Here is a 22651-nt window from a genome sequence, read left to right on the forward strand (position 1 = left end):
TGGGTGTTCCATCGGACGGGCGGTCGGGTGTGCGGTCATGTCCGCCTCACCTCCCTGGTCAGCAGCCAGATCAGATAACAACCGCCGATCGCGGTGCTCACCACACCGACCGGCAGGGCGACGGGCGCCAGCAGCGCCTGCGCGATCAGGTCGGCGCCGAGCAGCAGCACGGCTCCGGTCAGCGCGGCCGGCAGCAGCGGCACGCCGGCGGCGCCGGCCAGCCTGCGGCCGATCTGCGGGGCGGCCAGCGCGATGAACGCGATCGGCCCGGCGACGGCGGTCACCGTGGCCGTGCAACCGACGCCGATCAGCACCATCAGCAGCCGCAGCCGGTTCAGCCGGACCCCGGTGGTCACCGCGATCGCGTCGCCGAACGAGGTCTGGTGGATGGCGTGCGCCCGGCTGACCAGCAGCACCAACAGCCCGGCGATCACCGAGAACGGCAGCCACAGGTGGTGCCAGCCCACGCCGTTGAGGGAACCCGCGCTCCAGCCCACGGCGGCGATGGCCACCTCCAGTTCGGCGCGCAGCACGATCCAGGAGTTGACGGCGGTCATCATGGCGTTGACGCCGATACCGATCACCACGAGCCGCAGGCCGGAGAAGCCCCCCTTGGAGGAGAGCAGGTAAATGGCGGCGGCCACCACCAACCCGCCGACCACCGAGGCCAGGGCCCGCTGTCCCGAGGTGCCGGCCAGCACGGTGATGGCGAACAGCGCCCCGGTGTAGGAGCCGGTGTCCAGCCCGATCACGTCCGGGCTGCCCATCGGGTTGCGGGTGAGGTTCTGGAAGATCGCCCCGGCCAGTCCCAGCGCGACGCCGAAGGCCAGCGCGGCCGTCACGCGCGGCAGTCGCCACTCCACGATCACCACGGAGTCCTCGGGTCCGAACAGCACGGCGAAGACCTCGCCGGGGGTGGACCAGGAGGCGCCGAAGCACAGCCCGACCAGGGACAGACCCATCGCCAGGACCAGGAGCACCACCGTGAGCACCGCGGTGCGGGGCTCGACGCGCACGCGCGGCCGGCGGGGGCGGTCGCGCGGTTCGGACCGGCGGGACCTGTCGCGCGGTTCGCGGGTCACGGGCGGTTCACGCAGCTCTGTCACAGCGACCCCGCCCCGTAGCGGCGGACGGCCCAGATCAGCATCGGACCCCCGAGGAACGCGGTCACGATCGCCACCGGCACCTCACCGGTGGTCAACAGCACCCGCGAGCCGATGTCGGCGATCAACAGCAGGATCGGGCCCACCAGCATCGAGAGGATCAACAGCCACGGCACCGAACCGCCCGCGACCCGGCGGACCAGGTGCGGCACCATCAGGCCGACGAACAGGATCGGTCCGGCCAGCGCCGTCGCCGCCCCGCTGAGCACGGTGACCAGCAACAGCACCGCGCCCCGGATCCGGTTCACCCGGGCGCCCAGGGTGTGCGCCACGTTCTCCCCCAGGGCCAGGGCGTTGAGCGAGCGGCTGAGCAGCAGCGCGCCGACCAGCGCCACGACGACGGTGGTCACCGGCACCAGCACCGGCGCCTGTTCGCGGGCGGCCAGCGAGCCGACCGACCAGAACCGGTAGACGTCGAAGACGCCCGGGTTCATCAGTCGCAGGCCCAGCGCGATGCCGGTCAGCACGGCGGTCAGGGCCACGCCGGTGAGCACCAGTCGCAGCGGCGAGTGCCGGCCGACCGAGGCGACCAGCAGCGCGGCGAGCACCGAGCCGAGGATCGCGAAGCCCATCGTGCCCGCCGGGCCGGCGGCCAGTCCGAACGCCGACCCGAGGGTGATGGCGAACCCGGCGCCGGCGGTGACGCCGAGGATGCCGGGCTCGGCCAACGGGTTGCGGGTCATCGTCTGGATCAGCGCGCCGGCCACGGCCAGCGCCGCGCCGACCACGACCGCGAGCAGCGCGCGGGGCAGCCGGATGTCGCGCACGATCACGTGGTCGTCGGTTCCCCGGTGGTCCAGCAGCGCCCGCACGACCTCGGCGGGCGGGACCGGGCGGGCGCCGATGCCGATGCTCAGCACGGCGACGACGACCAGCAGCACCAGCCCGCCGATCAGCAGGCCGAACCGCGGCAGCTCCCGCCCGGTGCCCGCCGATGGGGACTTCCGGGTCGTGGCGGTCGTCACCGGTCCAGCAGCGGCGCGAACGACTCGTCGAGCGCCTCGAGTGCCATCGTCGCCTGACGGTAGGTCGCGGCCTCGGTGTAGCGGACGGGGAAGACCATCCCGGCCTCGACGGCGGGCAGGTTCTTCCACAACTCCGAGTCCATGACGTACTGCACCGTCTCGGGGACGCTGCCGTCGGCGTTCACGGTGTAGGTGATGGCGTCGGCGTCGGCGAACGCGTCGGGGAGTTCCTCGATGGAGGGGTACTCGCTGACCGCGCGCGAACCCGGGCCGGGCTCCTTGACCTCGCCGTAGTACGAGGCGCCGATGTCCTCGGCGACGTTGGTGCCCCAGGAGCCACCGAACTCGCGCTGGAAGGTGCCGCCCGCGACCTCACCGTAGGCGCCGACGTGGCCCAGCTCCAGGTCGGGCAGCACGTCCGCGTACTTCTCGGCCAGTTCGGCGGCGGCGGCCTCGTACTCGGCCTGCACCTCGTCGAACCGCTCCAGCGAGTTGGCGGCGTCGGCCTGCTGCCGGGACAGCTCGCGCCACGCGGACGGGACGGTCGGGCCGATCGCCACGACGGGGGCGATGGACTCCAGCCGGTCGAGGTCGAGGTCGCCGAGGACCGGGGCGGGCACGCCGATGACGATCAGGTCGGGGTCGGCCTCGGCGATCGCCTCGTAGTTGGTCTCGGCCGCCAGCTCACCGGCGATCTGCGGGATCTCCTGGTAGGTGGCGAGGTCCTCCTCGCTCATCATCGGCTCGCCGCGCTGCCAGGAGGAGATGCCGACCAGCGGGGCACCGGCCTCGATGAGGGCGGGCACGGCGTAGCCGGTGGCGACCACGCGCTGCGGGTCGGCGGGGATGGTGATGTCACCGTTGTCCGCCGCGAACACCCGGGTCTCGTCCGAGCCGTTGCCCTCGGGGGCCTCGGTGTTGTCGGTGGTGCCGTTGCCCTCGGCCTCGGCGTCGGAGGAACCGCCGCAGGCGGTCAGGCCCAGGGTGAGTGCCAGGGCACCGGCCAGAACCGCGGATCTGCGTATGGACATGCGAAAACTCCCTTTTCCTGCGGCGGCGTTGAGCCAAGAACTTAGGTAAGGCTTACTTTACTCGATGGTGATGGCGACGTGCCCGGGTGGGGCGGGTCGTGCGTTCCGAACCCGCCCACCCGGTGGTTCGGTCGGTGTGTCGGAGTGGTGCCGGGTACTTCGGCCACGCTTCGCCGGCGCCGGGTGTCCCGCCGGCGCCACGACGACGCGCCGGCGGGGTCCTCGACGGCTCCTCGGGTCACCGGTGCCCCGTCCGCGCCCGGCGGCGCGTCAGTGCTCGTGGTCGTCGTCGAAGTCGGCGACGCCGCGTTTCCAGTAGCCCGTGATGTCGTGGTCCCCCTTCGGCAGCCGCAACTCGTCGCGAACCCAGCGGCGCAACGGCTTGAGCTGCCCCGCCTCGCCGGCCGCCCACACGTACACCCGCTCGCCCTCCGGGACGGTCACCGCCGTCATGGCGTCCGCCAGCGCCGTCCCGACTCCCGCCGGGCGATCGCCCCGGTACAGCCAGCGCACCTCGACGCCCCCGGGCGCGGACAGGTCGATCTCCTCATCCGCGTCGGCGACCTCGACGAACGCCCAACCGCGCGCGGTAAGGGGCAATTCCTCCAGCCATCGCGCGATCGCGGGCAGCGCCGTGAGGTCACCGCCGAGCAGGTAGCGGTCGTAGGAGTGCGGGACGATCAGCCCGCCGGGCGGCCCCGCCACGTGCACCACGGTCCCCGGCCGCGCCAACCGCGCCCACTCCGAGGCGAGGCCACCGTCGTGCAGGGCGATGTCGATGTCGATCTCCCCCGCCACCGGGTCGTGGCGCCGCACGGTGTACTCCCTCGAGGTGGGCGAGGGGCGCGGCCAGCGCAGCATCAGCCCGTTCGGCTCGGGCAGCCGCAACGAGCCGTCGGGCTCGGGGAAGAGCAGCTTCACGTGCTCGTCCGGGGCGTGCGCCTCGAACCCCTCGGCGCCCTTCCCGCCCAGCGTCAGTCGCAACAGTCCGGCACCGACCATGCCGGTGCGCACCACCTCGGCCTCGCGCACGCGGATCGGGTAGCCCACCTTCTCGGCGGTCCGGCCCGCCCGGACCTCGGCGATCCGGTCCAGGTGGCGGTGGCGGTGGTCCTCCCGGATCACGCCGCACCCCCCGCCGGGGACGCCGCGTGGCGGATTCGGGCACACTCGGACAACGGGGTCCGGTTCATCGGGTCGCTCCTGCGGGGGTCGGCGCCGCCGGTGCGGCGTCCGTCGCGTCGGAAGTGGGGTGGGTGCCCCGTCCGGGTGGTCGACCCCGGGGGTCGACCGAACCGTCCGGATCGTCATCGGCGGCCGGGGGCGCCGATCCCACGAGCCCTGCGTCCCGGGCCGACATGCACCCTCCCTCGAATAAGCCAGGTAAGGCTAACCTAACCGTAGGTGGGAGCATGTGACAAGAGGCGCCATGAGCGAAGACCTCGCCATCGAGGGTGAAGTGGCACCACCTCACACGACGTCACGTTGTTCTGCCCGCCGAGCACTTGACCCGCTCACACATCGATTGGATCGACCGCCCCCGCGCGGACGCCCCGCCGGACCCCTATCGCGGCGGGGCCGACGGGTCTCGGTCACGTGCCCACCGGGCATCGACGCGTCATTCCTTGATCAGGGGTCGCGCCGAGCATTCCACGACCCCCTCCTCCCACCGGGCACGCCGGCCGGGCCGGAGCCGGAATGACTCCCGACCGCCGCCGGCCCTTCGCGCGCACGATCGGGTGATGTGGGGGCGACACCCACCCCGAGGACTTCGGGGTGAGGGACGGGGGTCAGCCGCGGGAGGCGAGGACCTCCAGGTAGTGCTGGTTCTCCATGACACCGAGAACGTTCCCGAAGGGGTCCGTGACGCAGCCGGCGACGAAGCCCTCACCGAATTCGCGAATCGACTCGTGCTCCCGGGCACCGAGGGACAGCAGTCGCGCCACGGTGGCACGGACATCGTCCACGGCCCAGTAGACGACGGGGCCACCGGCACCGCCGGTGCCGTGGTCACCGAGGTCCCGGAGGTGCTTGCTGTCCATCAGCCCCAGCTCGTGCCGGTAGTCACCGATGCGGAACTCGGCATATCCGGGACGTTCGAAGTACGGCTCGACGCCGAGCAGTTCGGTGTACCACTGCTTCGCGGCGTCCAGGTCCTCGACGTGGAACCTGACGGTGCTCAGTCCTCGCAGCACGGGGTGCTCCTCATCTGTAGCGGTCGGCGCCGCTGGTCGGGTGACGGCGCGTGATGCCTAACGCCGCGTGGACACATCGGTTACGACCCACCGCCGCGGGGGCGCGGGGGGCGACCGGGCTGGCGGCACGGTCCGTCCCCGGTGGCACACCCGGGGCTTGCCACTCCGATCAGTAGCGCTGATCGGCTGCTCGTGGCTCCGGAGATGTTACCTCCGTAATCTTTTTGAAGGTAACAACCCCACGAGAGGGACCCCAGATGATCGCCACCGCTTCACGTCACTACTACGAAACCCGGCTGCCGCTCTCCGAGGACCCGTTGCTCATCGCGGCACGTCTCGCCGACTCGGGTCTGCACGAGTCGTACGTCATCTACGAGAACCACGGGAGTTGGTCCTACGCGGGCGGAGTCCGCGCCGAACTCACCCTGGACCGGGACGGCGCCCGGCTCACCCAGGAGGGGCTGCCCGACTCCGGGCTGCCGTGGAGCGACCAGCCGCTGCGGCTGGTCTCCCAGCTGCTCGCCGAGGTCGAGGTGCCCCACTGGCGGGCGTACGGCTGGACCGCATTCGAACTGTCCTACGCCAAAGGCGGCGACCGTGCCCACCTCGGCACCGGCCGGCTGATGCAGTTGGTGGTGCCCAGGGCCGAGGTCCGCTTCGGCACCGGGCACGCCCTGCTGCGCGCCTCCGACCAGGTCACCCTGGACGCCCTGGTGGACACCGTGGTCACCCGTACACCCGAAGTCGTGCGCGGGACGAGGCCGCTGGACGTGTACGCCACCGACGGTACGCAGTACCGGGAGGCGGTCCGCCGCACGGTCGACGCGATCAACGCGGGTGAACTGCACAAGGTGATCCTGTCCCGGATCGTCGAGGTCCCCGACGAGATCGACCTGACCGCCACCTACGTGGCCGGGCGCCGGGGAAACAATCCCGCCCGGTCGTTCCTGCTCAACCTCGACGGTACCGAGGCGATCGGCTTCAGCCCCGAGATCGTCGTCCAGGTCTCCGAGGACGGCCGGGTGGTCAGCCAGCCGCTGGCCGGTACCCGGGCGCTGACCGGCGACATGCTGGTGAACGAGAGTCTGCGGGCGGATCTGTTCGGCTCGCCGAAGGAGGTCTACGAGCACGCCATCTCGGTCAAGACCGGGGCGGACGAGCTGCTGGACGTGTGCGTCGAGGGCTCCGTGGAGGTACCGGAGTTCATGACGATCCGGGAGCGCGGCAGCGTGCAGCACCTCGCCTCCCGGGTCGCCGGCCGGCTCGCGCCCGGCAGCGAGGCGTGGGACGCGTTCGGCGCGGTGTTCCCGGCCGTGACCGCCTCGGGCGTGCCCAAGGAGGCCGCGTACGAGTCGATACGCCGGCACGAGCCGGAGGCGCGCGGGCTGTACAGCGGGGCGGTGCTCACCGTGGACCACAGCGGGGCGATGGACGCCGCTCTGGTACTGCGGAGCGCGTATCGCAGGGACGGCCGTACGTGGCTGCGGGCCGGTGCCGGGATCGTCGGGCACTCCACTCCCGAGCGGGAGTTCGAGGAGACCTGCGAGAAACTCGACAGCGTCGCCCGTTTTCTGGTGCCGGCCGACGCGGGGACACGCTCGTGAAGGTCGAGGCCGAGGTCCACCTGGCGGGCGTCGGCAGTTGGCTGCCGGAGGCGGTGCGTACCGAGGAGGCCGTGGCCCGGGGCTGGTACGACCCCGCCCGGCGGGAGTCCTCCGGGATGCGGGCGGTACGGGTCGCCGGTGCGGTGCCCGCGCCCGACATGGCCGTATGGGCCGCCGAGACCGCGGTACGGCGGGCGACGGCGAGCGGGCTGACGGCGGACGACTACGGTGCGCTGCTGCACTGCGCCACCTACCACCAGGGGCCCGACGGCTGGTCCGCGCCGCACTACGTACTGCGGCACACGATCGATCGGCCGATCAGCGCCGCGCAGATCGGCCCCGGGTGCCTGGGAATGCTGGTCGCCCTGGAAGCGGCCGCGCACCGGTTGGTCGCGGACCCGTCGGCGGACGCGGTACTGCTCACCTCCGCCGACAACTTCTCGGCGGAAGTGGTGGACCGCTGGAACTCTTCGAAGCTCTTCCTGCTCGCCGACGGCGGGGCGGCCGCGGTGGTGTCCCGGCGACCCGGTTTCGCCCGGCTGCTCTCGATCGGGGCGGCCTCGGCACCTGTGCTGGAGGAGTTGCACCGCGCCGGTGAACAGCTCTTCCCGCCCGGTATCACGGTCGGCAGATCGCTCAACTTCGAGGAACGCAGCGCCTTTCTGCGCCGGCAGTGGGAGCAGGGGGCCGCGGGACCCCCGGTCCACTTCGGCGAGGTGGTCGCCGAGACGGTGGGCCGGGTCGTGGCGGAGGCCGGTACGGAGCCGGAGAAGCTCGCCCGGATCTGCCACACCGGATACGCCGAGGGGGCGCTGTACAGCATCTATCTCGACCCCCTGGACCTCGAACCGGACATCGGCACCTGGGAGTTCACCCGCGATATCGGCCATGTGGGCGCGGCCGACCCGTTCATCGGCCTGGATCGGCTGTGGACCAGGGGTGAGGTATCGCCCGGTGATCACGTGCTGCTGCTCGCGGCCGGCCCGGGCATGGAGGTCGCCTGCGCGGTTCTGGAGATCACCGCCGAGTACGACGAGATCGCACACGACACCCCGGGTGAGGAGAGACGACAGTGATGCTCGAGGACTGCACACCATGGCCCGCCGGGACAGCCGCGCGCTATCGCCGCGAAGGGATCTGGAGCGGTACGGATCTGGGCTCGCTGCCGCGCGCCTGGGCGCGGGCGTACGGCACGGATACCGCGCTGGTCGCCGGAGAACGGCGAATCGACTTCAACGAGTTGGCGGACCGGATCGACCGGCGGGCGGCCGGGTTCGTCCGGGCGGGGATACGGCCGGGGGACCGGATCGTGCTCCAACTTCCCAACGTTCCGGAGTTCGTGGAGGTCGCCTTCGCGCTGTTCCGGATGGGCGCGAAGCCGGTCTTCTCGCTCGCCTCGCACCGTGCGCAGGAGATACGACACCTGTGCGAGCTGTCGGAGGCGAAGGGATACGTGGTGCCCGGGGTCTTCCGAGGCTTCGACCACACGGCGTTGGGACGGCGGATCGCCGCTGAGCTTCCCTCGCTGACCAAGGTGTTCGTTCTCGACACGGACGGGGATCCCGGGGCCGAGGCGGAAGACGGCGACGGCCTGGTCGTACCGCTGAGTCGGGTCGACGCGGAGCCGCGGCCACTGCCGGGGGCCGACCCCTCCGATGTGGCGTTCTTCTTGCTCTCGGGTGGCACGACCGCGCTGCCCAAGCTCATCCCCCGGACGCACGACGACTACGCGTACCAGACCCGTACGGTCGCGGAGCTGGTCGGGCTGGGCCGGGACACGGTGTATCTGGCCGCGCTGCCGGTGGAGTTCAACTTCGTCTGGGGCTGCCCCGGGGTGATCGGCACGCTGTCCGGTGGCGGCACCGTGGTCCTGGCACCCGATCCGACGGCGGATGACTGCTTCCGGCTCATCGAGCGGGAGCGGGTGACGCTGACGTCCGTGGTGCCCACGGTGGCACGGCTGTGGCTGGAGGAGCGGGAGTGGTCGGACGCGGACCTGTCGAGTCTTCGGGTGCTCCAGATCGGCGGGGCCCGGCTGGAACCGGAGCTGGCCGCGCGGATCACGCCCGAGCTGGGGTGCCGGCTGCAGCAGGTCTTCGGGATGGCCGAAGGGCTGCTGACGATGTCCCGGCTGGATGACGACACCCACTCCGTACTGCACACCCAGGGCCGACCGGTGTCCGAGGCCGACGAGGTACTGATCGTCGACGGGCACGGAAATCCGGTGCCCACGGGTGGGACCGGCGAGTTGGTGACGCGCGGCCCGTACACGCTGCGCGGCTACTACCGGGCGCCGGAGCACAATGCCCGGGCCTTCACCGAGGACGGTTTCTACCGCACCGGTGACCTGGCCAGTCTGACCCCCGAGGGACGGCTCGTGGTCGAGGGGCGGATCAAGGACGTCGTCATCCGCGGCGGCGACAAGATCGCGGCCGGTGAGGTGGAGGCGCAGTTGGCGACCGTTCCCGGGATCTCGGCGGCGGCGGTGGTGCCGGTGCCCGACGAGTTCTTGGGCGAGCGGATCTACGCGTTCCTCGTCGGCCGGGAGAGGCAGCCGCCGTTGGCCGTCTTGAAGGCGACCCTGCAGGAGCGCGGGCTGGCCGAGTTCAAGCTGCCCGATCGGTCCGAATACGTGGCCCGGCTGCCGCTGACGCCGCTCGGGAAGATCGACAAGAAGGTTCTGGCGGCGGCCGCCGCCGATCCGACGCTGTCCCGTGACTGGGAGCCGGCCGGGACCGCCGGTCCGCCGGCGGCCCCGTCCACGACGAAAAGGTGAAGCCGTATGACCGCCGACTCTTCTTCCGTCAAGAGCACTCATCGATCCGGGGCCCGACCTCGTACCGCTCCGCTCTCCGCTCAGGAGCTGCGGGAGGCGGTCGCCGGAATGCTCGGAGTGACCCCGCAGGAGGTACCCGACGATGCCCATCTGGTCCATCTCGGTCTGGGCTCGTTGGAGATGATGCGGCTGGTCACGCGCTGGCGCCGGCAGGGCGTACCCGCCGACTTCGCCGAGCTGACCGCCGCCCCGACGCTGGCGGCCTGGCAGCGGCATTTGGACGCGGTCTGGGCCGCCCGTGCCCCGGGGGTGTCGACATGAGCGCTCTGCTGATCCGCGGTGGCGTGCTCTACCCCGCGGATGCCGCCGCCCGGGTCATTCCGGGCGGTGCGGTACTCATCGAGGGCCGGAAGGTGATCGCGGCGGGGCCGTTGGCCGAGGTCGAGGCGGCGATCACGCCACGGCAGCGGGCCGGGCTGCGCACCATCGAGGCGGGAGACCGGATGATCCTGCCCGGCTTCGTCAACGCGCACTGGCACGAGATGTTCGCCATGCGCTTTCCGTTCAAGGGGGCGTTGCGGCCCGCGTCCGACCGGGACGACAAGCCCGTGTTCATGGCCCTGGGGGGCGATGTCCCGCAGATCTCCGTCGCCTTCGACGCCTTCCACGACCATGTCGACCGGCTGTTGCCCGACGAGGCACTGGCCATCGCCCGTTACTCGATGTGGACCCAACTGCGCTCCGGTGTCACCGCGCTGGGTGATGTCGGCTCGCTGAACCAGCCGTGGGCGCTGGCGCAGGCCGCCCGGGAACTGGGAATGCGCTGCACCGTGAGCACCTGGGCTGCCGACGCGGTGTGCGCTCCCGGAGACAGTCGCTACACCCGCACCCGGGACACCGATCTGGAGCTACAGCGCATCGAGGAACTGCTGGAGGATTGCGCCGCCGAGCCCCGGGGCCTGGTACGGGCCTGGCCCACCGCCGTCTACGGCACCAACATGACCGATGAACTCGCCTGCGGTTTGGCCGAGTTGACCGCACGCTACGACGTGCCGTTCGCCACCCACGTGGGAGCGCTGCGCAACGAGGCAGCCGTGATGCTCGCCTACTACGGAGCCACGCCGGTGCGCCGGTTCGCCGAGGCCGGATTGCTGTCCGAGCGGTTCATGGCGGTGCATTGCGGCTTCGCCGACCCCGGGGAGCGGGCACTGCTGATCGATGCCGACGCACACATCAGCCACTCGCCCGCCAAGTACGGCCAGGCCGGTGAGTCCACCGTCTCGGAGACCCGGATGATCCCGGAGTTTCGGCGGGCGGGTCTCGACGTGTCGGTGTCGACGGACGGTGCCGCGTTGCCGCTGGGTGGCATGCCGGAGGCGATGCGGGCGGTGTGGCAGCACTACAACGAGATGTACGCCGATCCCACCGAGATACTGCCGACCGACGCCCTGGCAATGGCCACCAGGTTGCCCGCACGCGGCCTGGACCTGGGCGAACGTATCGGCAGCCTGGAGCCGGGAAAGCAGGCCGACCTCCTGCTGGTGCGGACCGACGACTGGCGCTATCTGCTCAACCCCCGCCCATTGGAGGGCTTTCTCTCACTCGGCGGATCGATGGACATCGACACGGTGCTCGTCGCCGGCCGGGTCCTGATCGAGGACGGCCGCTCCATCCGGCTGGACGAAGAAGTGCTGGAGGCGGAGTACCTGGAGGCGCTGTCCTCCTTCACGGTGCGCTGCCTGGGCGTCCCCGCCGAGACGGTCCGGGCGCAGTTGGCACGGCGGGCGGAATCCCTGCACAGCCGCCGCCGGGCGGTCGCGGCACAGCGGAACGGAAGGATGGAGGCATCATGACGACGGTATCCCCCACCACGGCGGCCGACCCCGCACACGAGGTGACCGGCCGCGACGGCCCGGTACCGGGCGGCCGTACGGCGCTGGTGACCGGTGCCGCGGGCGGGATCGGCGCCGCCGTGGCCCGCGCGCTGGCACAGGCCGGGGTCGGGGTCGCGGCACTGGACACCGACCGGGCGGCACTGGATGTGCTGGTGAAGGAACTCGAGGAGAAGGCGGGTCGGGCGCTGGCTCTCGCTGTGGACATACGCTCGAGTGCCCTGGTCGACCATGCCGTGGAGCGTGCCGAGAGCGAACTGGGTCCGCTGGATTATCTGGTGAACGCGGCCGGCGTGTTGCGGTCCGGCGCGGTCCTCGAATACAGCGACCAGGACTGGGAGTTGACCTTCGACGTCAACGTCGGCGGGGTCTTCCACGTCAGCCGGGCCGTCACCCGGCGAATGGTACGGCGCGGCTCGGGCGCGGTGGTGACCGTCGCCTCGAACGCGGCGCGGGTCCCGCGCTGGGACATGGCCGCGTACGCGGCGTCCAAGGCCGCGGTGACCAGCTTCACCCGCACCCTGGGCCTGGAACTGGCCCGGCACAACATCCGCTGCAACGTCGTCGCTCCCGGCTCGACCGAGACGGCGATGCTCACCTCGCTGTACGCGGGCGGCCCGGACGGTGACGCCGTACGGAGAGCGGCCCGGCACTCCGTCGAGGGGTCGCCGGCCACGTACCGGACGGGAATTCCGCTCGGCAGGCTCGCCCAGCCCGAGGACATCGCGCACGCGGTGCTCTTCCTGCTCTCCGAGCAGGCCTCGCACATCACCCTGCACGACCTGGTGGTCGACGGTGGCGCCGCGCTCGGCGCCTGACGGACTGTCCCAACCCCGCCCCTGCCCCCGCACGCCGAGCCGACGGCCCGAAGCCATCGGCTTCACCACCCGACCGCCCGACCCGGTGACACGCCTCCGGCCCGCGCCGGCGGCGCCGGGACCCGTATCCCCTTCGATCTTTCGGAGTCCACGATGGCCATACCCATGATCGACGCGTATCCCATGCCCAGGGAGGACGAGCTCCCGCGCAACATCGCGCCCTGGACGGTCGACCCCGACCGTGCGGTACTACTCGTCCACGACCTGCAGCACTACTTCCTGAACCCGTTCGGATACGACCGGCCGGCCACGGGCCGACAGCCGTTGACGGACCTGATGAACAACACCCGGGCGTTGCGCGAGCGGTTCGCGACGATCGGCGCGCCCGTCGTCTACACCGCGCAGCCGGGCGGCATGAGCAACGAGGAACGCGGCTTGCTCAAGGACATCTGGGGCACGGGCATGGGTTCCGAGGAGGGGGAGCGCGCGATCCCCGATCGGATCGCCCCGGCCCCCGGGGACACGGTGCTCACCAAGTGGCGGCCCAGCGCCTTCTGCCGGACCGGGCTGCGGGAGTTGATGCGGAAGCTGGGCCGCGACCAGTTGGTGATCTGCGGGGTGTACGCGCACGTCGGCATCCTCATGACCGCACACGAGGGGTTCTCGCACGACATCGAGACCTTCGTGGTGAGCGACGCGATCGCGGACTTCTCCGCCCAATACCACCGAAGGACCCTGGAGTACGTCGCGGGCCGCTGCTCGGTGACGCTGCCGACCCGCGCGGTACTCACCGCCCTGGAGCCGGCCGCACGCCGGCGCGGTGCCCAACCGCCCTCCGTGCAGCCTGCCGTGGTTGCCGCGCACCAGGGGAGCGGCTCATGAGGGAGACCTCCTCGCCGCTGTCCCGGGTGCTGGGCACCGACCCGCCGCCCTTCGCACTGCTGCACCGGCCGGGCGCGACCGATCCGGGGAAGATCGACCTGCTGATCGGGGAGATCGACGCACACGAGCTGATCGCGGACATACCCCTGCCGGAGACGGGCCCGCACACGGGTACCGGTGCCCGGCACGACGTGCTCGCCCTGCTGCCCTATCGGCAGATCCGCGAGCGCGGATTCGCCCACCCGGACGACGGGGCCCCGCTGCTCACCCTGCGCGTGGACGAGCAGGCGGTGCTGCCGTTCGACGAGGTCCTGGCCCGGCTGCCGGATCTGCCGATCGACGTGGACGAGGGTCACTTCGACGCCGACGACGAGGAGTACGCGGCGCGGGTACGACGCGTGCTCACCGAGGAGATCGGCCGGGGCGCGGGCGCCAACTTCGTCATCAAACGCTCGTTCCTGGCGCGTGTCACCGACTGGTCGACCCATACCGCGCTGTCGTTCTTCCGTCGCCTGGCCGGTCGCGACCCCGGCAGCCACTGGTCGTTCCTCGTGTACACCGGTGACCGCACGTTCGTGGGCGCCTCACCGGAGCGGCACGTCAGCCTGGACGCCTCCCGCCTGGTGATGAACCCCATCAGCGGCACCTACCGCTATCCGGAACAGGGCCCCGACCCGGACGAGGTGCTCGCCTTCCTCGCCGACTCCAAGGAGGCCAACGAGCTCTACATGGTGCTGGACGAGGAGCTCAAGATGATGGGTCGGGTGTGCGACCTGGGTGGTCGGGTGACCGGTCCGGGGCTGAAGGAGATGGGCCGGCTCGCGCACACGGAGTATCTGATCGAGGGGCACAGTTCGCTGGACGCGCGGGAGATCCTGCGGGAGACGCTACTGGCTCCCACGGTCACCGGCGGTCCGCTGGAGAGCGCCTGCGAGGTGATCAGCCGCCACGAGCCCGAGGGCCGGGGCCACTACTCCGGGGTCGCGGCGCTGATCGGCCGCGACGAGAGGGGCGCCCGTCGGATGGACTCGGTCATCCTCATCCGTACCGCCGAGATCGACCCGGAGGGGCGGGTGCGCATCCCCGTGGGCGCGACCCTCGTACGGGACTCCGATCCGGCCGGGGAGGCCGAGGAGACCCGGGCGAAGGCGGCCGGGCTGATCGAGGCGTTGCGGGCCCCGGTCGGCGGCGAAGGGCCGGTCCGGCGCAGCGGGGGGTCGTTGGCCGCGCACCCCGCGGTGGCCACCGCCCTGGTCGCGCGGAACGCGCCACTGGCCGGCTTCTGGTTCGAACAACCGCACCGGCGGTCCCGGCCGCTGCCATCGCTGGTCGACCGTCGGGTGCTGGTGATCGACGCGGAGGACGCGTTCACCGCGATGGCCCGGCACGTGCTCCAGGCGCAGGGGCCCCGGGTGGATGTACGGCGTCATGACGAACCGTTCGATCCGGGCGCGTACGACGTGGTGATCGTGGGCCCCGGACCCGGCGACCCGCGGGAGCCGAGTGACCCGAAGATCGCTCGGCTGCGTGCGGTGACAACCGAACTCCTTCGCCGGGGCGTACCGTTCCTCTCCGTCTGCCTGGGACACCAGGTACTCAGCACGCTGCTGGGACTGCCACTGGTGCGGCGCGCGGTGCCCAGCCAGGGCGTACAGCGCACGATCGAGTGCTTCGGTCGCAGTGAGCCGGTGGGCTTCTACAACACCTTCGCCGCGCACAGCCGGCGGGACACCTTCGCATGTCCGCAGCGCGAGGGCGTGGTGCGGGTGTACCGGGAGCCGTGCGGCGAGGTGCACGCGCTGCGCGGACCGGGTTTCGCCTCGGTGCAGTTCCACCCGGCGTCGGTACTGACGCAGCGCGGCCCCGAGCTGCTGGGCGAACTGCTCGCGGCACTACTTGAAGAGGCAACTGCCGGTAATCAAACGTCTGTTGCTCCGACGATGATACCTGCATAGCGTTTTCATCGGTAACACCACCACGCTCCGCCGGCCGTGATCGGCACCCCTCGCCCCCAGCGCCACTCCCTCTCGTCGGCCCGTCGGTCGACGCGTCCCGGAAGGAACCGTCCGATGCGCTTCGACAACATCTGGATCGCCGGCACCGGAGGCACCCTCGGCGCCCTCGAACCGGTCGCGGCGGCGGTGGCCGACGGGTCGTACTCCCCCGACGCCGCCGAGAGCACCGGCATGACCAGCTACGCGCGCTCCGAGGAGGCCCCACCCCAAATGGCGGTGACAGCAGGCCGGTTGGCCATCAAGGAGGCACGGGAACGGGGGATTGGTGTCGGCCCGAACACGGTGCACCTGCACAGCCACGGGCACTTCCAGGGCATCGAGATGTGGCCGGCCGCCTGCTGGATCGCCCGGGAGTTGCTCGGCAGCACGCTCGACACGATGCCGATGACGGTGAACGCCTGGTCCAACGGTTCGCTGGCCACCCTCGATGTGGCCGCCGCGACCCTGGCCGCCCGCCCCGACGTACCGTCCGCGCTGATCACCATGGCGGATCGCTTCGCCCCACCCGCCGACCGCTGGTACACCTCCCCCGGCATGGTCTTCGGCGACGGCGCCGCGGCCGGGGTGGTCACCCGTGACGTCGGGCGGATGCGGCTGCGGTCTCTGGCGAGCCGTACCGACACCGTGCTGGAGGGCCTGTCGCGGGGCGCGGAGCCGTTCCGTACCGCCCCCGAGGGGCGGCAGCCCGATATGCGGCGTCGCACCCGGGAGTTCCTGGCCACCGGTGAGGTCTCGCTGAAGGACGTGTTCACCAGGACCGCCGAGTGCACCCGGGCCGTGGTCGGCCGGGCGCTGGCGGAGGCCGAGGTCGGCCCCGACGAGGTCGACTGGTTCCTGACGCCGTTCGTCGGCCGCACGCTCTACCGCGACAGCTTCGTCCGCACCATGACCGACCTCCGCCCACGCAACACCCTGCAGGAGCTCGGCCTCACCATCGGCCACCTCGGCCCCTGCGACCAGCTGTACGGACTCGACCACCTGCTCCGGAACGAGCTGCTGAACACCGGCGACCGCGTCCTGGTGCTCGGCACCGGTATGGGGTTCACCTTCTCCGCCGCCGTCCTCACGGCGGACGGCCTCTGACCGGGTCACACAGCCGGCGCACCCACCGGGATCGGCATCCCCTCCCGGTCGCCCGGTCGCCCGGTGGCGCACACCTGTCCCGCACCACCCGTCCAAGGAACGGAAGAGACCACATGAGCCTCGACACCGCGTACCTGTCCCCCGGGCCGCTGAGCCCCGGGCCCCGGACGAGACGATCCTCGACCCCGACCCCCACCGACCTGCTGCCCACCCCCGACGAGCTGCGGGCGCAGCTGCCCCTGTCCGCGGTCGCCCGCAAGACCACGGCCAAGGCCCGCAGGGACATCGCGCAGATCCTCAACGGCGAGGACGATCGACTCGTCGTCATCACCGGTCCCTGCTCCGTCCACGACCCCGAGGCCGCCCTCGACTACGCCGCGCGCCTGACCGCGCTGGCCGAGGAAACCCGCGACCAACTACTGCTCGTGATGCGGGTGTACGTGGAGAAGCCGCGCACCAGAACCGGCTGGAAAGGGCTGCTCAGCGACCCGCAGCTGGACGGTACGCACGATCTGCCCGGCGGGTTGCGGCTCGCGCGCGGACTGATGGCACGGATCACCGACTCCGGACTGCCGGTCGCCTGCGAGTTCCTGGACCCGCTGGTGCCGTCCTACCTCGCCGACGCCGTCTCCTGGGGCGCGATCGGCGCCCGTACGGTCCAGAGCCAGGTGCACCGGCAGATGACCAGCGGTCTCGAGATGCCGATCGGCTTCAAGAACACCACAGGCGGCGGAGTGGCCGACGCGGTGGACGCGATCGTCTCCGCGGCCGGCGCCCACGTCTTCCCCGGCCTCGACGGCGACGGCCGGGCCGTGGTGACGACCACCCGGGGCAACCCGCACGGCCATGTCGTCCTGCGCGGCGGCGGGGACGGTCCCAACTACGGCCGTGGGCCGGTTGCCGACGCGCTCGCGCGGTTGGCCGAAGCCGAGTTGCCGCAGCAGTTGATCGTGGACGCCAGTCACGGCAACAGCAACAAGGACCACGAGCGGCAGCCGCTGGTCATCACCGACCTCGCGCAGCGGATCGCCGCGGGTGAGCGCGGGGTCGCCGGCGTCATGATCGAGAGCTTCCTGGCGCCCGGCCGGCAGAACCTCCCGCTGGGCCGTACGGACCGGCTCACCTACGGGCAGAGCGTGACCGACGCGTGTGTCGACTGGACGACCACGATCGGCATGGTCCAGGGCCTGGCCGACGCTGTCACGGCCCGCCGAGAGGGAGTGCGTGTCGCCGGCTGAGCGATTCCGGTGCGGCGAGGGCCCGGCCGGCGCCCGGTGGACGGATGGACACACCGTCTCCTCCCCGGAGGGCGTGCGCACGCCTCCGCCCCTCGCCGGCCCGGCCCCCGCCCCCGTACGACCCCGATCCGATCCGCAGACCCGCAGACCCGAAAGGAACCAACGCCGTGGCTCTTACGACAAGTTCGTCACTACCCCTGGCCCGTGTGCCGGGTGGTGACCGGTCCGGTGCGTTGCACCGCCGCGTCATCGCCGCCCCCGCACCGGTCGCCGCGCGGCCCGAGGCGTACGCGATCGCCGCGCTCGCCGCGCTCGTGCACCGCTACACCGGAGAGACCGATCTGCTGATAGGCCGACAGCGGCAACCGGGCGTGGTGGACCCGCTCCCGCTCCGGGTGACCGATGACATCACCACGCGGGAGCTGGTCACCGCCGCCTCACAGGCAACCGTTACCGGGAGGGAGAACACCGGACGGCCCGCGCACGCGGTGGTCGACACCACCCCGGGTCCCTCCCGCGCGCTCGCCGCGCTGACCCTGTCCGCCACCGACATCGGCCTGGAACTCGCTCTGGACGATGAGGAGTTCGATGCCTCCGCGGCTGACCAGTACGCCACGCACCTGGAGCGGATCGTCGCCGCCCTGGCCGCCGAGCCGACGGGCACGGTCGGCGACATCGCGCTGCTCACCGAGGCCGAGTTGCACCGAATCCTGGTGGAGTGGAACGACACCGCGGGGTCCGTGGCGGACCCGTTCTTCCACGAGTTGGTCGCCGAGACCGCCCGTCGCACCCCGGACGCGGTCGCGGTCATCCTTCCCGGCAAGCGGCTCACCTACCGCGAACTCGACGAACAGGCCAATCAGTTGGCTCACCGACTCGCGGCCAGGGGCATCAGCGCGGGCGAACGGATCGGGGTGTGCTTCCCGCGCAGCGCGGAGAGCCTGATCGCCCAGTTGGCCTGCTTCAAGCTGGGCTGTGCGGCGATCCTGTTGGACAACGAGTTCCCCGAGGACCGCATCCGGTTCATGATCGGGGACGCCTCGGCCGCCGCCGTGCTGACGCTCTCCGCGCACGAGGCGAAGGTCGCCGGCGACGCCCCGGTGATCTCGCTCGACACCGACGACTGGCGGACCGAACCGACCGTCGGGATCAACCGCCGTGTGGCTGCCGACGACCTGATTCACATCTGCTACACCTCCGGCTCGACCGGCGCCCCCAAGGCGGTCATGGTGCGCTTCGGCGCAGCCCGCAACCTGATCCACAGCATGGCCGAACTCTGCGGGATGGACAGCGGGTCCCAAGGCACCTGGCTGGCCGCCCCCGGCTACGGGATGATCGAGGTCGAGTGCTTCCCGGTGCTGGCCCGCGGCGGCACCGTGCACATCCCGGACGTCTCGGTGGTCTCCTCCGAGCACCGGCTCCAGGAGTGGTTCCTGCGGGAGGGCATCACCACCACCCTGTTGATGAAGCCGATGGCCGAGCGGCTGTGGCGACTCGAGTGGCCGCGGGACGCCCCGCTGGAGAACATCCGGGTCTGCGGTGAACGCATCCAGTCCTGGCCACCCACCGGCCTGCCGTTTCGGCTGATCAACCTGTACGGGTCGGCGGAGGCCACCGTCGTCGCCGCCTGCGACCTCACCGAACTCGGGGAGCGACTCGGCGAGCAGGGCAGGGCCCGCCGACTGCCGCCGATCGGCCGCCCCACCACCAACGTCACCAGCTATGTCCTGGACGAGCGGCTGCGTCCGCTTCCGCCGGGCCCGGTCGGAGAGTTGTGCATCGCCGGGGTCAGCCTGTCGGCCGGCTATCTGGGCCGCCCCGAGGCCACCGCGGAGAAGTGGATCGACAACCCGATCGCCCCGGACACCCACCCGGTGATGTACCGGACCGGTGATCTGGCCCGCTACTGGCCGGACGGCAGCATCGAGATCGTCGGCAGGGCCGACAACCAGATCAAGGTGCGTGGCAACCGGGTGCACCTCGGCGAGATCGAGGTCGTACTGACCGGGCTGCCCGGTGTCCGACAGGCCGCGGTACTCGCCCGCCAGGACGGCCAGGGCGACGTCCAGCTGACCGCGTACCTGGAGCCCGACACCGAACCCGCTCCGACCGTAAGGGAGTTGCGTCGTGGACTGGCACAGCGACTGCCGTCTTTCATGGTGCCGGCCGCGTACGTCATCGGCGGACTGCCCACCAGTACGAACGGCAAGATCGACCGGGCCGCCCTGCCCGAGCCGCCGCGCTCCCGTCCCGATGTGGACACCCCGTACCAGGAACCCGACGGGGAGCTGGAGGAGGCGATCCGATCGCTGTGGGCGAGGATCCTGGAGCTGGAGGGGATCGGCGTTCGCGACAACTTCTTCGAGTTGGGCGGGGATTCACTGCGTGCCTCGCGACTGACCCGGCTGGTGCGGGAGAGGTTCGAGGTGGAGATCGAGATCATTGATCTCTTCGACCAGCCGACGGTGGCCGCGATGGCGAGCCTGGTGGACCGCACCGTCACCACCCCGGCGAGCTGACCCGGTGGGTACGCGGTGGCTCGCTCCGCCGCTCCGGCGGCGGGAGAGCCACCGCGCGCCGGGCGCGCGAGCGTCGGCCGACCGGTGCCGTACGGCGGCTCGGTGCGGCGCCGCACGGCACGATGCCGTTCGGTGTGTCGATGGGCGCGGTGCGCCCGGGCATCACTTCGATAAGTGATTCTCTTTCCGCTCCTCCGCATCCGGGGGATCCGCCGGCCTAGATTTTGTGAAGTCAGCCGTGTTCGGACGGCATCGTTCCCAACTCTTCGCTCGAGATTCTTTGTTCGACGCGTCATGTGCGGAATTCGGTCGTGTCCGGAATTATTGAAGGAGGTTGCATGAAGTTCGGGGTATACCCGGCCTACATCGGTGGCCGGGACGTCACCGGGGACGACGCCCGGCTCGTCCACACCGTCACGGCACGTGCTCTGATCGACGACACCTTCCCCAGCCTGGGGCTCAAGCAGGATCTCGACCTCGGCGTCGTCACCCCGGACATGGCCGCGGGTCGTGCGGTCGGGGCCTGTGTCGTGGCCGATGAGGCGATGGCGGAACAGGCGCTGAAGGCCGCCGCCGAGGCGGCGCCGCAGTGGCGCAGGGTGCCTCTCGCCGACCGGCTGAAGGCGGCCCGGATGATCGCCCGTCGACTGCTGGAGCATCTCGATCCGCTGGTGGAGATTCTGGTCGCGGAGGGGACCCCCCGATCGGCGGCAGTGGGTATGCTCACCGGCATTCCGTTTACCAGCTGGAGCGCCCAGACACTCGAATTCTGCGCCGAGCAAATGGAGTTCCGCCGGTACGACGGCGACCGTGAAATGATCCTGCGACGACTGCCCGACGGCGTCGTGTGCATCAACCCGCCCCAGAACGCCGCCACCGTCAACGCGCTCAACGGCCTCGCCACCCTCATCGCGGGGAACACCGTCGTGGTACGGGCACCCCGCGGCGTCGCGCTCAGCTGCATGTACGCCATGCGGGAAGTCGTGGCACCGGTACTGGAGGAGATCGGCGCGCCGCCCGGCACGCTCAACGCGTTCTGCGGCCCACCCATGCTCGACGCCTGGCTGGCCAGCGAACACGTGGACGACATCCTTTACTTCGGCGGCAGCGTCAAGGGCATGGAGTTCGAGCGGAACGCCATCGCCGCCGGCAAGAAGCCGATCCTGGAACTGGCCGGCAACGACTGCTGTGTGGTCTGGCATGACGCCGATCTGGACACCGCGGTGCAGAGCATCACCCAGTTCTTCCTGAACTCCGGCCAGATCTGCAACGTGCCCAATCAGGTCATCGCCCATCCGGCCATCGCCGACGAGCTCACGGACCGCCTCGTCGCGGCGACCCGGGAGATCACCCCCGGTTACCCCGAGGACCCCGGGGTCGTCCTGACCCCCGTCCTGGGCGCCGACTGGTTCTACGGCTGCCTGTCCGAGGCACTCGGCATGGGTGCCCGACTCGTCCACGGCGGTCGGCGGTTGGAGGTGGACGGTACGCCGTCGGACACCGGATTCTTCATCGAGCCCACGATTGTCCGGCTGGACGGGCTGACGGGCGCACGCGCGCTGTCGGTCGTGCGCGACGAGACGTTCTTCCCGCTGCTGCCGATCGTCGTACCCGACGCCGGTACGCCGGACGACATCCTGCTCGACCAAGTGGTGTCCTTTGTGAACACCAACGCCTATGGACTGCGCAACTCCGTTTGGTCCACGGAAAATTCGACCATCCAGCGCTTCCTGGACGACATCCACAACGCCGGCACTCTGAAGATCAACGACTCGCACAGCGGCTTCGTCCCCTTCCTGCCCAACCAGGGCGGTCCCGGTCTGACCGGCGGGGCCTTCGGCGAGGCGAGTCATCCCATGTTGCGTACGACGTGGCTCCAGGCGGTCAGTGTCGTACGACCCACCCACGACGTGCCCGCCGACGCACAGGCGGCGGAGAAGGAGCCGGGGTCATGACCACCCGCAAGCTGACCGCGACCGTCCCGGCCGAGGCCGACGAGGTGTGGCGCCTGCTCCGCGAGCAGCAGGCGTTCCCGAGGTACTCCGACGACATACGGTCCGTCTCCCCCGCCGACGACGGCGCCGACACCGACACCGGCCCGCACACCTGGGTGCTCGGCTTCCGCGGCGGCACGGCCACCTGGACACAGCGCACCCGACTTGTGGGCGAGGGGGGACAGACACCGCGCCGGATCGAGTTCCTCCGGGTCAGCGGCGAGTTTCAGCAGCTGATGGGTGCCTGGACCGTCACGGAGCTGCCACAGGGGTGCGAGATCGACTACGAGGTGCACTACCGCACCGGCGTTCCGCACCTCGCGGGTGCGATCGACTCGGCCGTCGGCCGGGTGCTGGTACGGGCCGCTCACCGAATCATCACCGCCGTCGGGGGTCCCGCGCGGATCACGGCCGGCGAACACCATCTACAGGACCTGATCGCGGCATAGCCCGCGGGTCGCGCACCGAGCCAAGGA

At 71.0% G+C, this 22651-nt stretch carries 18 protein-coding genes; 13 read left to right on the forward strand and 5 right to left on the reverse strand.

Translation table 11 applies throughout. The annotated features are described in order from the left end of the window. Positions 1–35: 35 nt before the first annotated feature. From LZF96_RS19770 to LZF96_RS19790, 5 genes are all read right to left on the reverse strand, one after another. Positions 36–962 (reverse strand): iron chelate uptake ABC transporter family permease subunit, encoded by a 927-nt coding sequence (locus tag LZF96_RS19770; protein WP_233874601.1) that lies wholly within the window; start codon positions 960–962, stop codon positions 36–38. 140 nt (positions 963–1102) lie between these two features. Next, positions 1103–2128: an iron ABC transporter permease gene (locus tag LZF96_RS19775; RefSeq protein WP_233874467.1), complete on the reverse strand. Its 1026-nt coding sequence runs from the start codon at positions 2126–2128 to the stop codon at positions 1103–1105. Beyond that, positions 2125–3159 carry an ABC transporter substrate-binding protein gene (locus tag LZF96_RS19780; RefSeq protein WP_233874469.1) on the reverse strand — a complete coding sequence of 345 codons (1035 nt, stop codon included), beginning with the start codon at positions 3157–3159 and terminating at the stop codon, positions 2125–2127. The genes LZF96_RS19775 and LZF96_RS19780 overlap by 4 nt, the downstream gene beginning before the upstream one ends. A gap of 270 nt (positions 3160–3429) precedes the next feature. Then, positions 3430–4284, reverse strand: a complete 855-nt coding sequence (locus LZF96_RS19785; protein WP_233874472.1) for a siderophore-interacting protein — start codon at positions 4282–4284, stop codon at positions 3430–3432. A 665-nt stretch (positions 4285–4949) separates the two neighbouring features. Next, on the reverse strand, positions 4950–5354 hold the full coding sequence (locus LZF96_RS19790) for a VOC family protein (protein WP_233874475.1): 405 nt from the start codon (positions 5352–5354) through the stop codon (positions 4950–4952). A gap of 257 nt (positions 5355–5611) precedes the next feature. Between LZF96_RS19790 and LZF96_RS19795 the strand changes: the two genes are divergently transcribed. The 13 genes from LZF96_RS19795 (at position 5612) to LZF96_RS19855 (ending at position 22624) form a co-directional block, all read left to right on the forward strand. After that, positions 5612–6958, forward strand: coding sequence for a salicylate synthase (locus LZF96_RS19795; protein ID WP_233874478.1), 1347 nt, complete (start codon positions 5612–5614; stop codon positions 6956–6958). Next, positions 6955–8034: a ketoacyl-ACP synthase III family protein gene (locus tag LZF96_RS19800; protein WP_233874482.1), complete on the forward strand. Its 1080-nt coding sequence runs from the start codon at positions 6955–6957 to the stop codon at positions 8032–8034. The genes LZF96_RS19795 and LZF96_RS19800 overlap by 4 nt, the downstream gene beginning before the upstream one ends. Then, a complete protein-coding gene (locus tag LZF96_RS19805) occupies positions 8034–9734 on the forward strand; it encodes a (2,3-dihydroxybenzoyl)adenylate synthase (protein ID WP_233874485.1) in 1701 nt (566 codons plus the stop codon). The genes LZF96_RS19800 and LZF96_RS19805 overlap by 1 nt, the downstream gene beginning before the upstream one ends. 6 nt (positions 9735–9740) lie before the next feature. Continuing rightward, the gene (locus LZF96_RS19810; protein WP_233874488.1) at positions 9741–10055 is read left to right on the forward strand and encodes a phosphopantetheine-binding protein; all 315 of its coding nucleotides are present in this window, start codon (positions 9741–9743) and stop codon (positions 10053–10055) included. Then, positions 10052–11587 (forward strand): amidohydrolase family protein, encoded by a 1536-nt coding sequence (locus LZF96_RS19815; RefSeq protein WP_233874491.1) that lies wholly within the window; start codon positions 10052–10054, stop codon positions 11585–11587. Before LZF96_RS19810 ends, LZF96_RS19815 begins: the two co-directional genes overlap by 4 nt. After that, entirely contained in the window at positions 11584–12444 is an 861-nt protein-coding gene (locus LZF96_RS19820) for a 2,3-dihydro-2,3-dihydroxybenzoate dehydrogenase (protein ID WP_233874494.1), read from the forward strand. The genes LZF96_RS19815 and LZF96_RS19820 overlap by 4 nt, the downstream gene beginning before the upstream one ends. Positions 12445–12597: 153 nt before the next feature. After that, positions 12598–13326 (forward strand): isochorismatase family protein, encoded by a 729-nt coding sequence (locus LZF96_RS19825; protein WP_233874496.1) that lies wholly within the window; start codon positions 12598–12600, stop codon positions 13324–13326. Further along, positions 13323–15281, forward strand: a complete 1959-nt coding sequence (locus tag LZF96_RS19830; RefSeq protein ID WP_233874498.1) for an anthranilate synthase family protein — start codon at positions 13323–13325, stop codon at positions 15279–15281. The genes LZF96_RS19825 and LZF96_RS19830 overlap by 4 nt, the downstream gene beginning before the upstream one ends. A 114-nt stretch (positions 15282–15395) precedes the next feature. After that, complete coding sequence (locus LZF96_RS19835; protein WP_233874500.1) at positions 15396–16424, forward strand: ketoacyl-ACP synthase III family protein; 1029 nt, start codon at positions 15396–15398, stop codon at positions 16422–16424. 113 nt (positions 16425–16537) lie between these two features. After that, complete coding sequence (locus LZF96_RS19840) at positions 16538–17662, forward strand: 3-deoxy-7-phosphoheptulonate synthase (protein WP_233874502.1); 1125 nt, start codon at positions 16538–16540, stop codon at positions 17660–17662. 167 nt (positions 17663–17829) lie between these two features. Further along, positions 17830–20181 carry an amino acid adenylation domain-containing protein gene (locus LZF96_RS19845; protein WP_233874504.1) on the forward strand — a complete coding sequence of 784 codons (2352 nt, stop codon included), beginning with the start codon at positions 17830–17832 and terminating at the stop codon, positions 20179–20181. Between the two features lie 338 nt (positions 20182–20519). After that, complete coding sequence (locus LZF96_RS19850) at positions 20520–22136, forward strand: aldehyde dehydrogenase (RefSeq protein ID WP_233874506.1); 1617 nt, start codon at positions 20520–20522, stop codon at positions 22134–22136. Then, complete coding sequence (locus LZF96_RS19855; protein WP_233874509.1) at positions 22133–22624, forward strand: type II toxin-antitoxin system RatA family toxin; 492 nt, start codon at positions 22133–22135, stop codon at positions 22622–22624. Before LZF96_RS19850 ends, LZF96_RS19855 begins: the two co-directional genes overlap by 4 nt. Positions 22625–22651: the final 27 nt, after the last annotated feature.

Source organism: Streptomyces sp. ST2-7A (genome assembly GCF_021390475.1).
Classification (GTDB): domain Bacteria; phylum Actinomycetota; class Actinomycetes; order Streptomycetales; family Streptomycetaceae; genus Streptomyces.

What these genes read in the sequence shown, in the direction of transcription:
- LZF96_RS19855 (WP_233874509.1), top strand. Translation starts at nt 22,133, where the DNA reads ATGACCACCCGCAAGCTGACCGCGACCGTCCCGGCCGAGGCCGACGAG.
- LZF96_RS19825 (WP_233874496.1), top strand. Translation starts at nt 12,598, where the DNA reads ATGGCCATACCCATGATCGACGCGTATCCCATGCCCAGGGAGGACGAG.
- LZF96_RS19840 (WP_233874502.1), top strand. Translation starts at nt 16,538, where the DNA reads ATGAGCCTCGACACCGCGTACCTGTCCCCCGGGCCGCTGAGCCCCGGG.
- LZF96_RS19810 (WP_233874488.1), top strand. Translation starts at nt 9,741, where the DNA reads ATGACCGCCGACTCTTCTTCCGTCAAGAGCACTCATCGATCCGGGGCC.
- LZF96_RS19815 (WP_233874491.1), top strand. Translation starts at nt 10,052, where the DNA reads ATGAGCGCTCTGCTGATCCGCGGTGGCGTGCTCTACCCCGCGGATGCC.
- LZF96_RS19820 (WP_233874494.1), top strand. Translation starts at nt 11,584, where the DNA reads ATGACGACGGTATCCCCCACCACGGCGGCCGACCCCGCACACGAGGTG.
- LZF96_RS19770 (WP_233874601.1), bottom strand. Translation starts at nt 962, where the DNA reads ATGGGTCTGTCCCTGGTCGGGCTGTGCTTCGGCGCCTCCTGGTCCACC.
- LZF96_RS19835 (WP_233874500.1), top strand. Translation starts at nt 15,396, where the DNA reads ATGCGCTTCGACAACATCTGGATCGCCGGCACCGGAGGCACCCTCGGC.
- LZF96_RS19850 (WP_233874506.1), top strand. Translation starts at nt 20,520, where the DNA reads ATGAAGTTCGGGGTATACCCGGCCTACATCGGTGGCCGGGACGTCACC.
- LZF96_RS19780 (WP_233874469.1), bottom strand. Translation starts at nt 3,159, where the DNA reads ATGTCCATACGCAGATCCGCGGTTCTGGCCGGTGCCCTGGCACTCACC.
- LZF96_RS19805 (WP_233874485.1), top strand. Translation starts at nt 8,034, where the DNA reads ATGCTCGAGGACTGCACACCATGGCCCGCCGGGACAGCCGCGCGCTAT.
- LZF96_RS19830 (WP_233874498.1), top strand. Translation starts at nt 13,323, where the DNA reads ATGAGGGAGACCTCCTCGCCGCTGTCCCGGGTGCTGGGCACCGACCCG.
- LZF96_RS19795 (WP_233874478.1), top strand. Translation starts at nt 5,612, where the DNA reads ATGATCGCCACCGCTTCACGTCACTACTACGAAACCCGGCTGCCGCTC.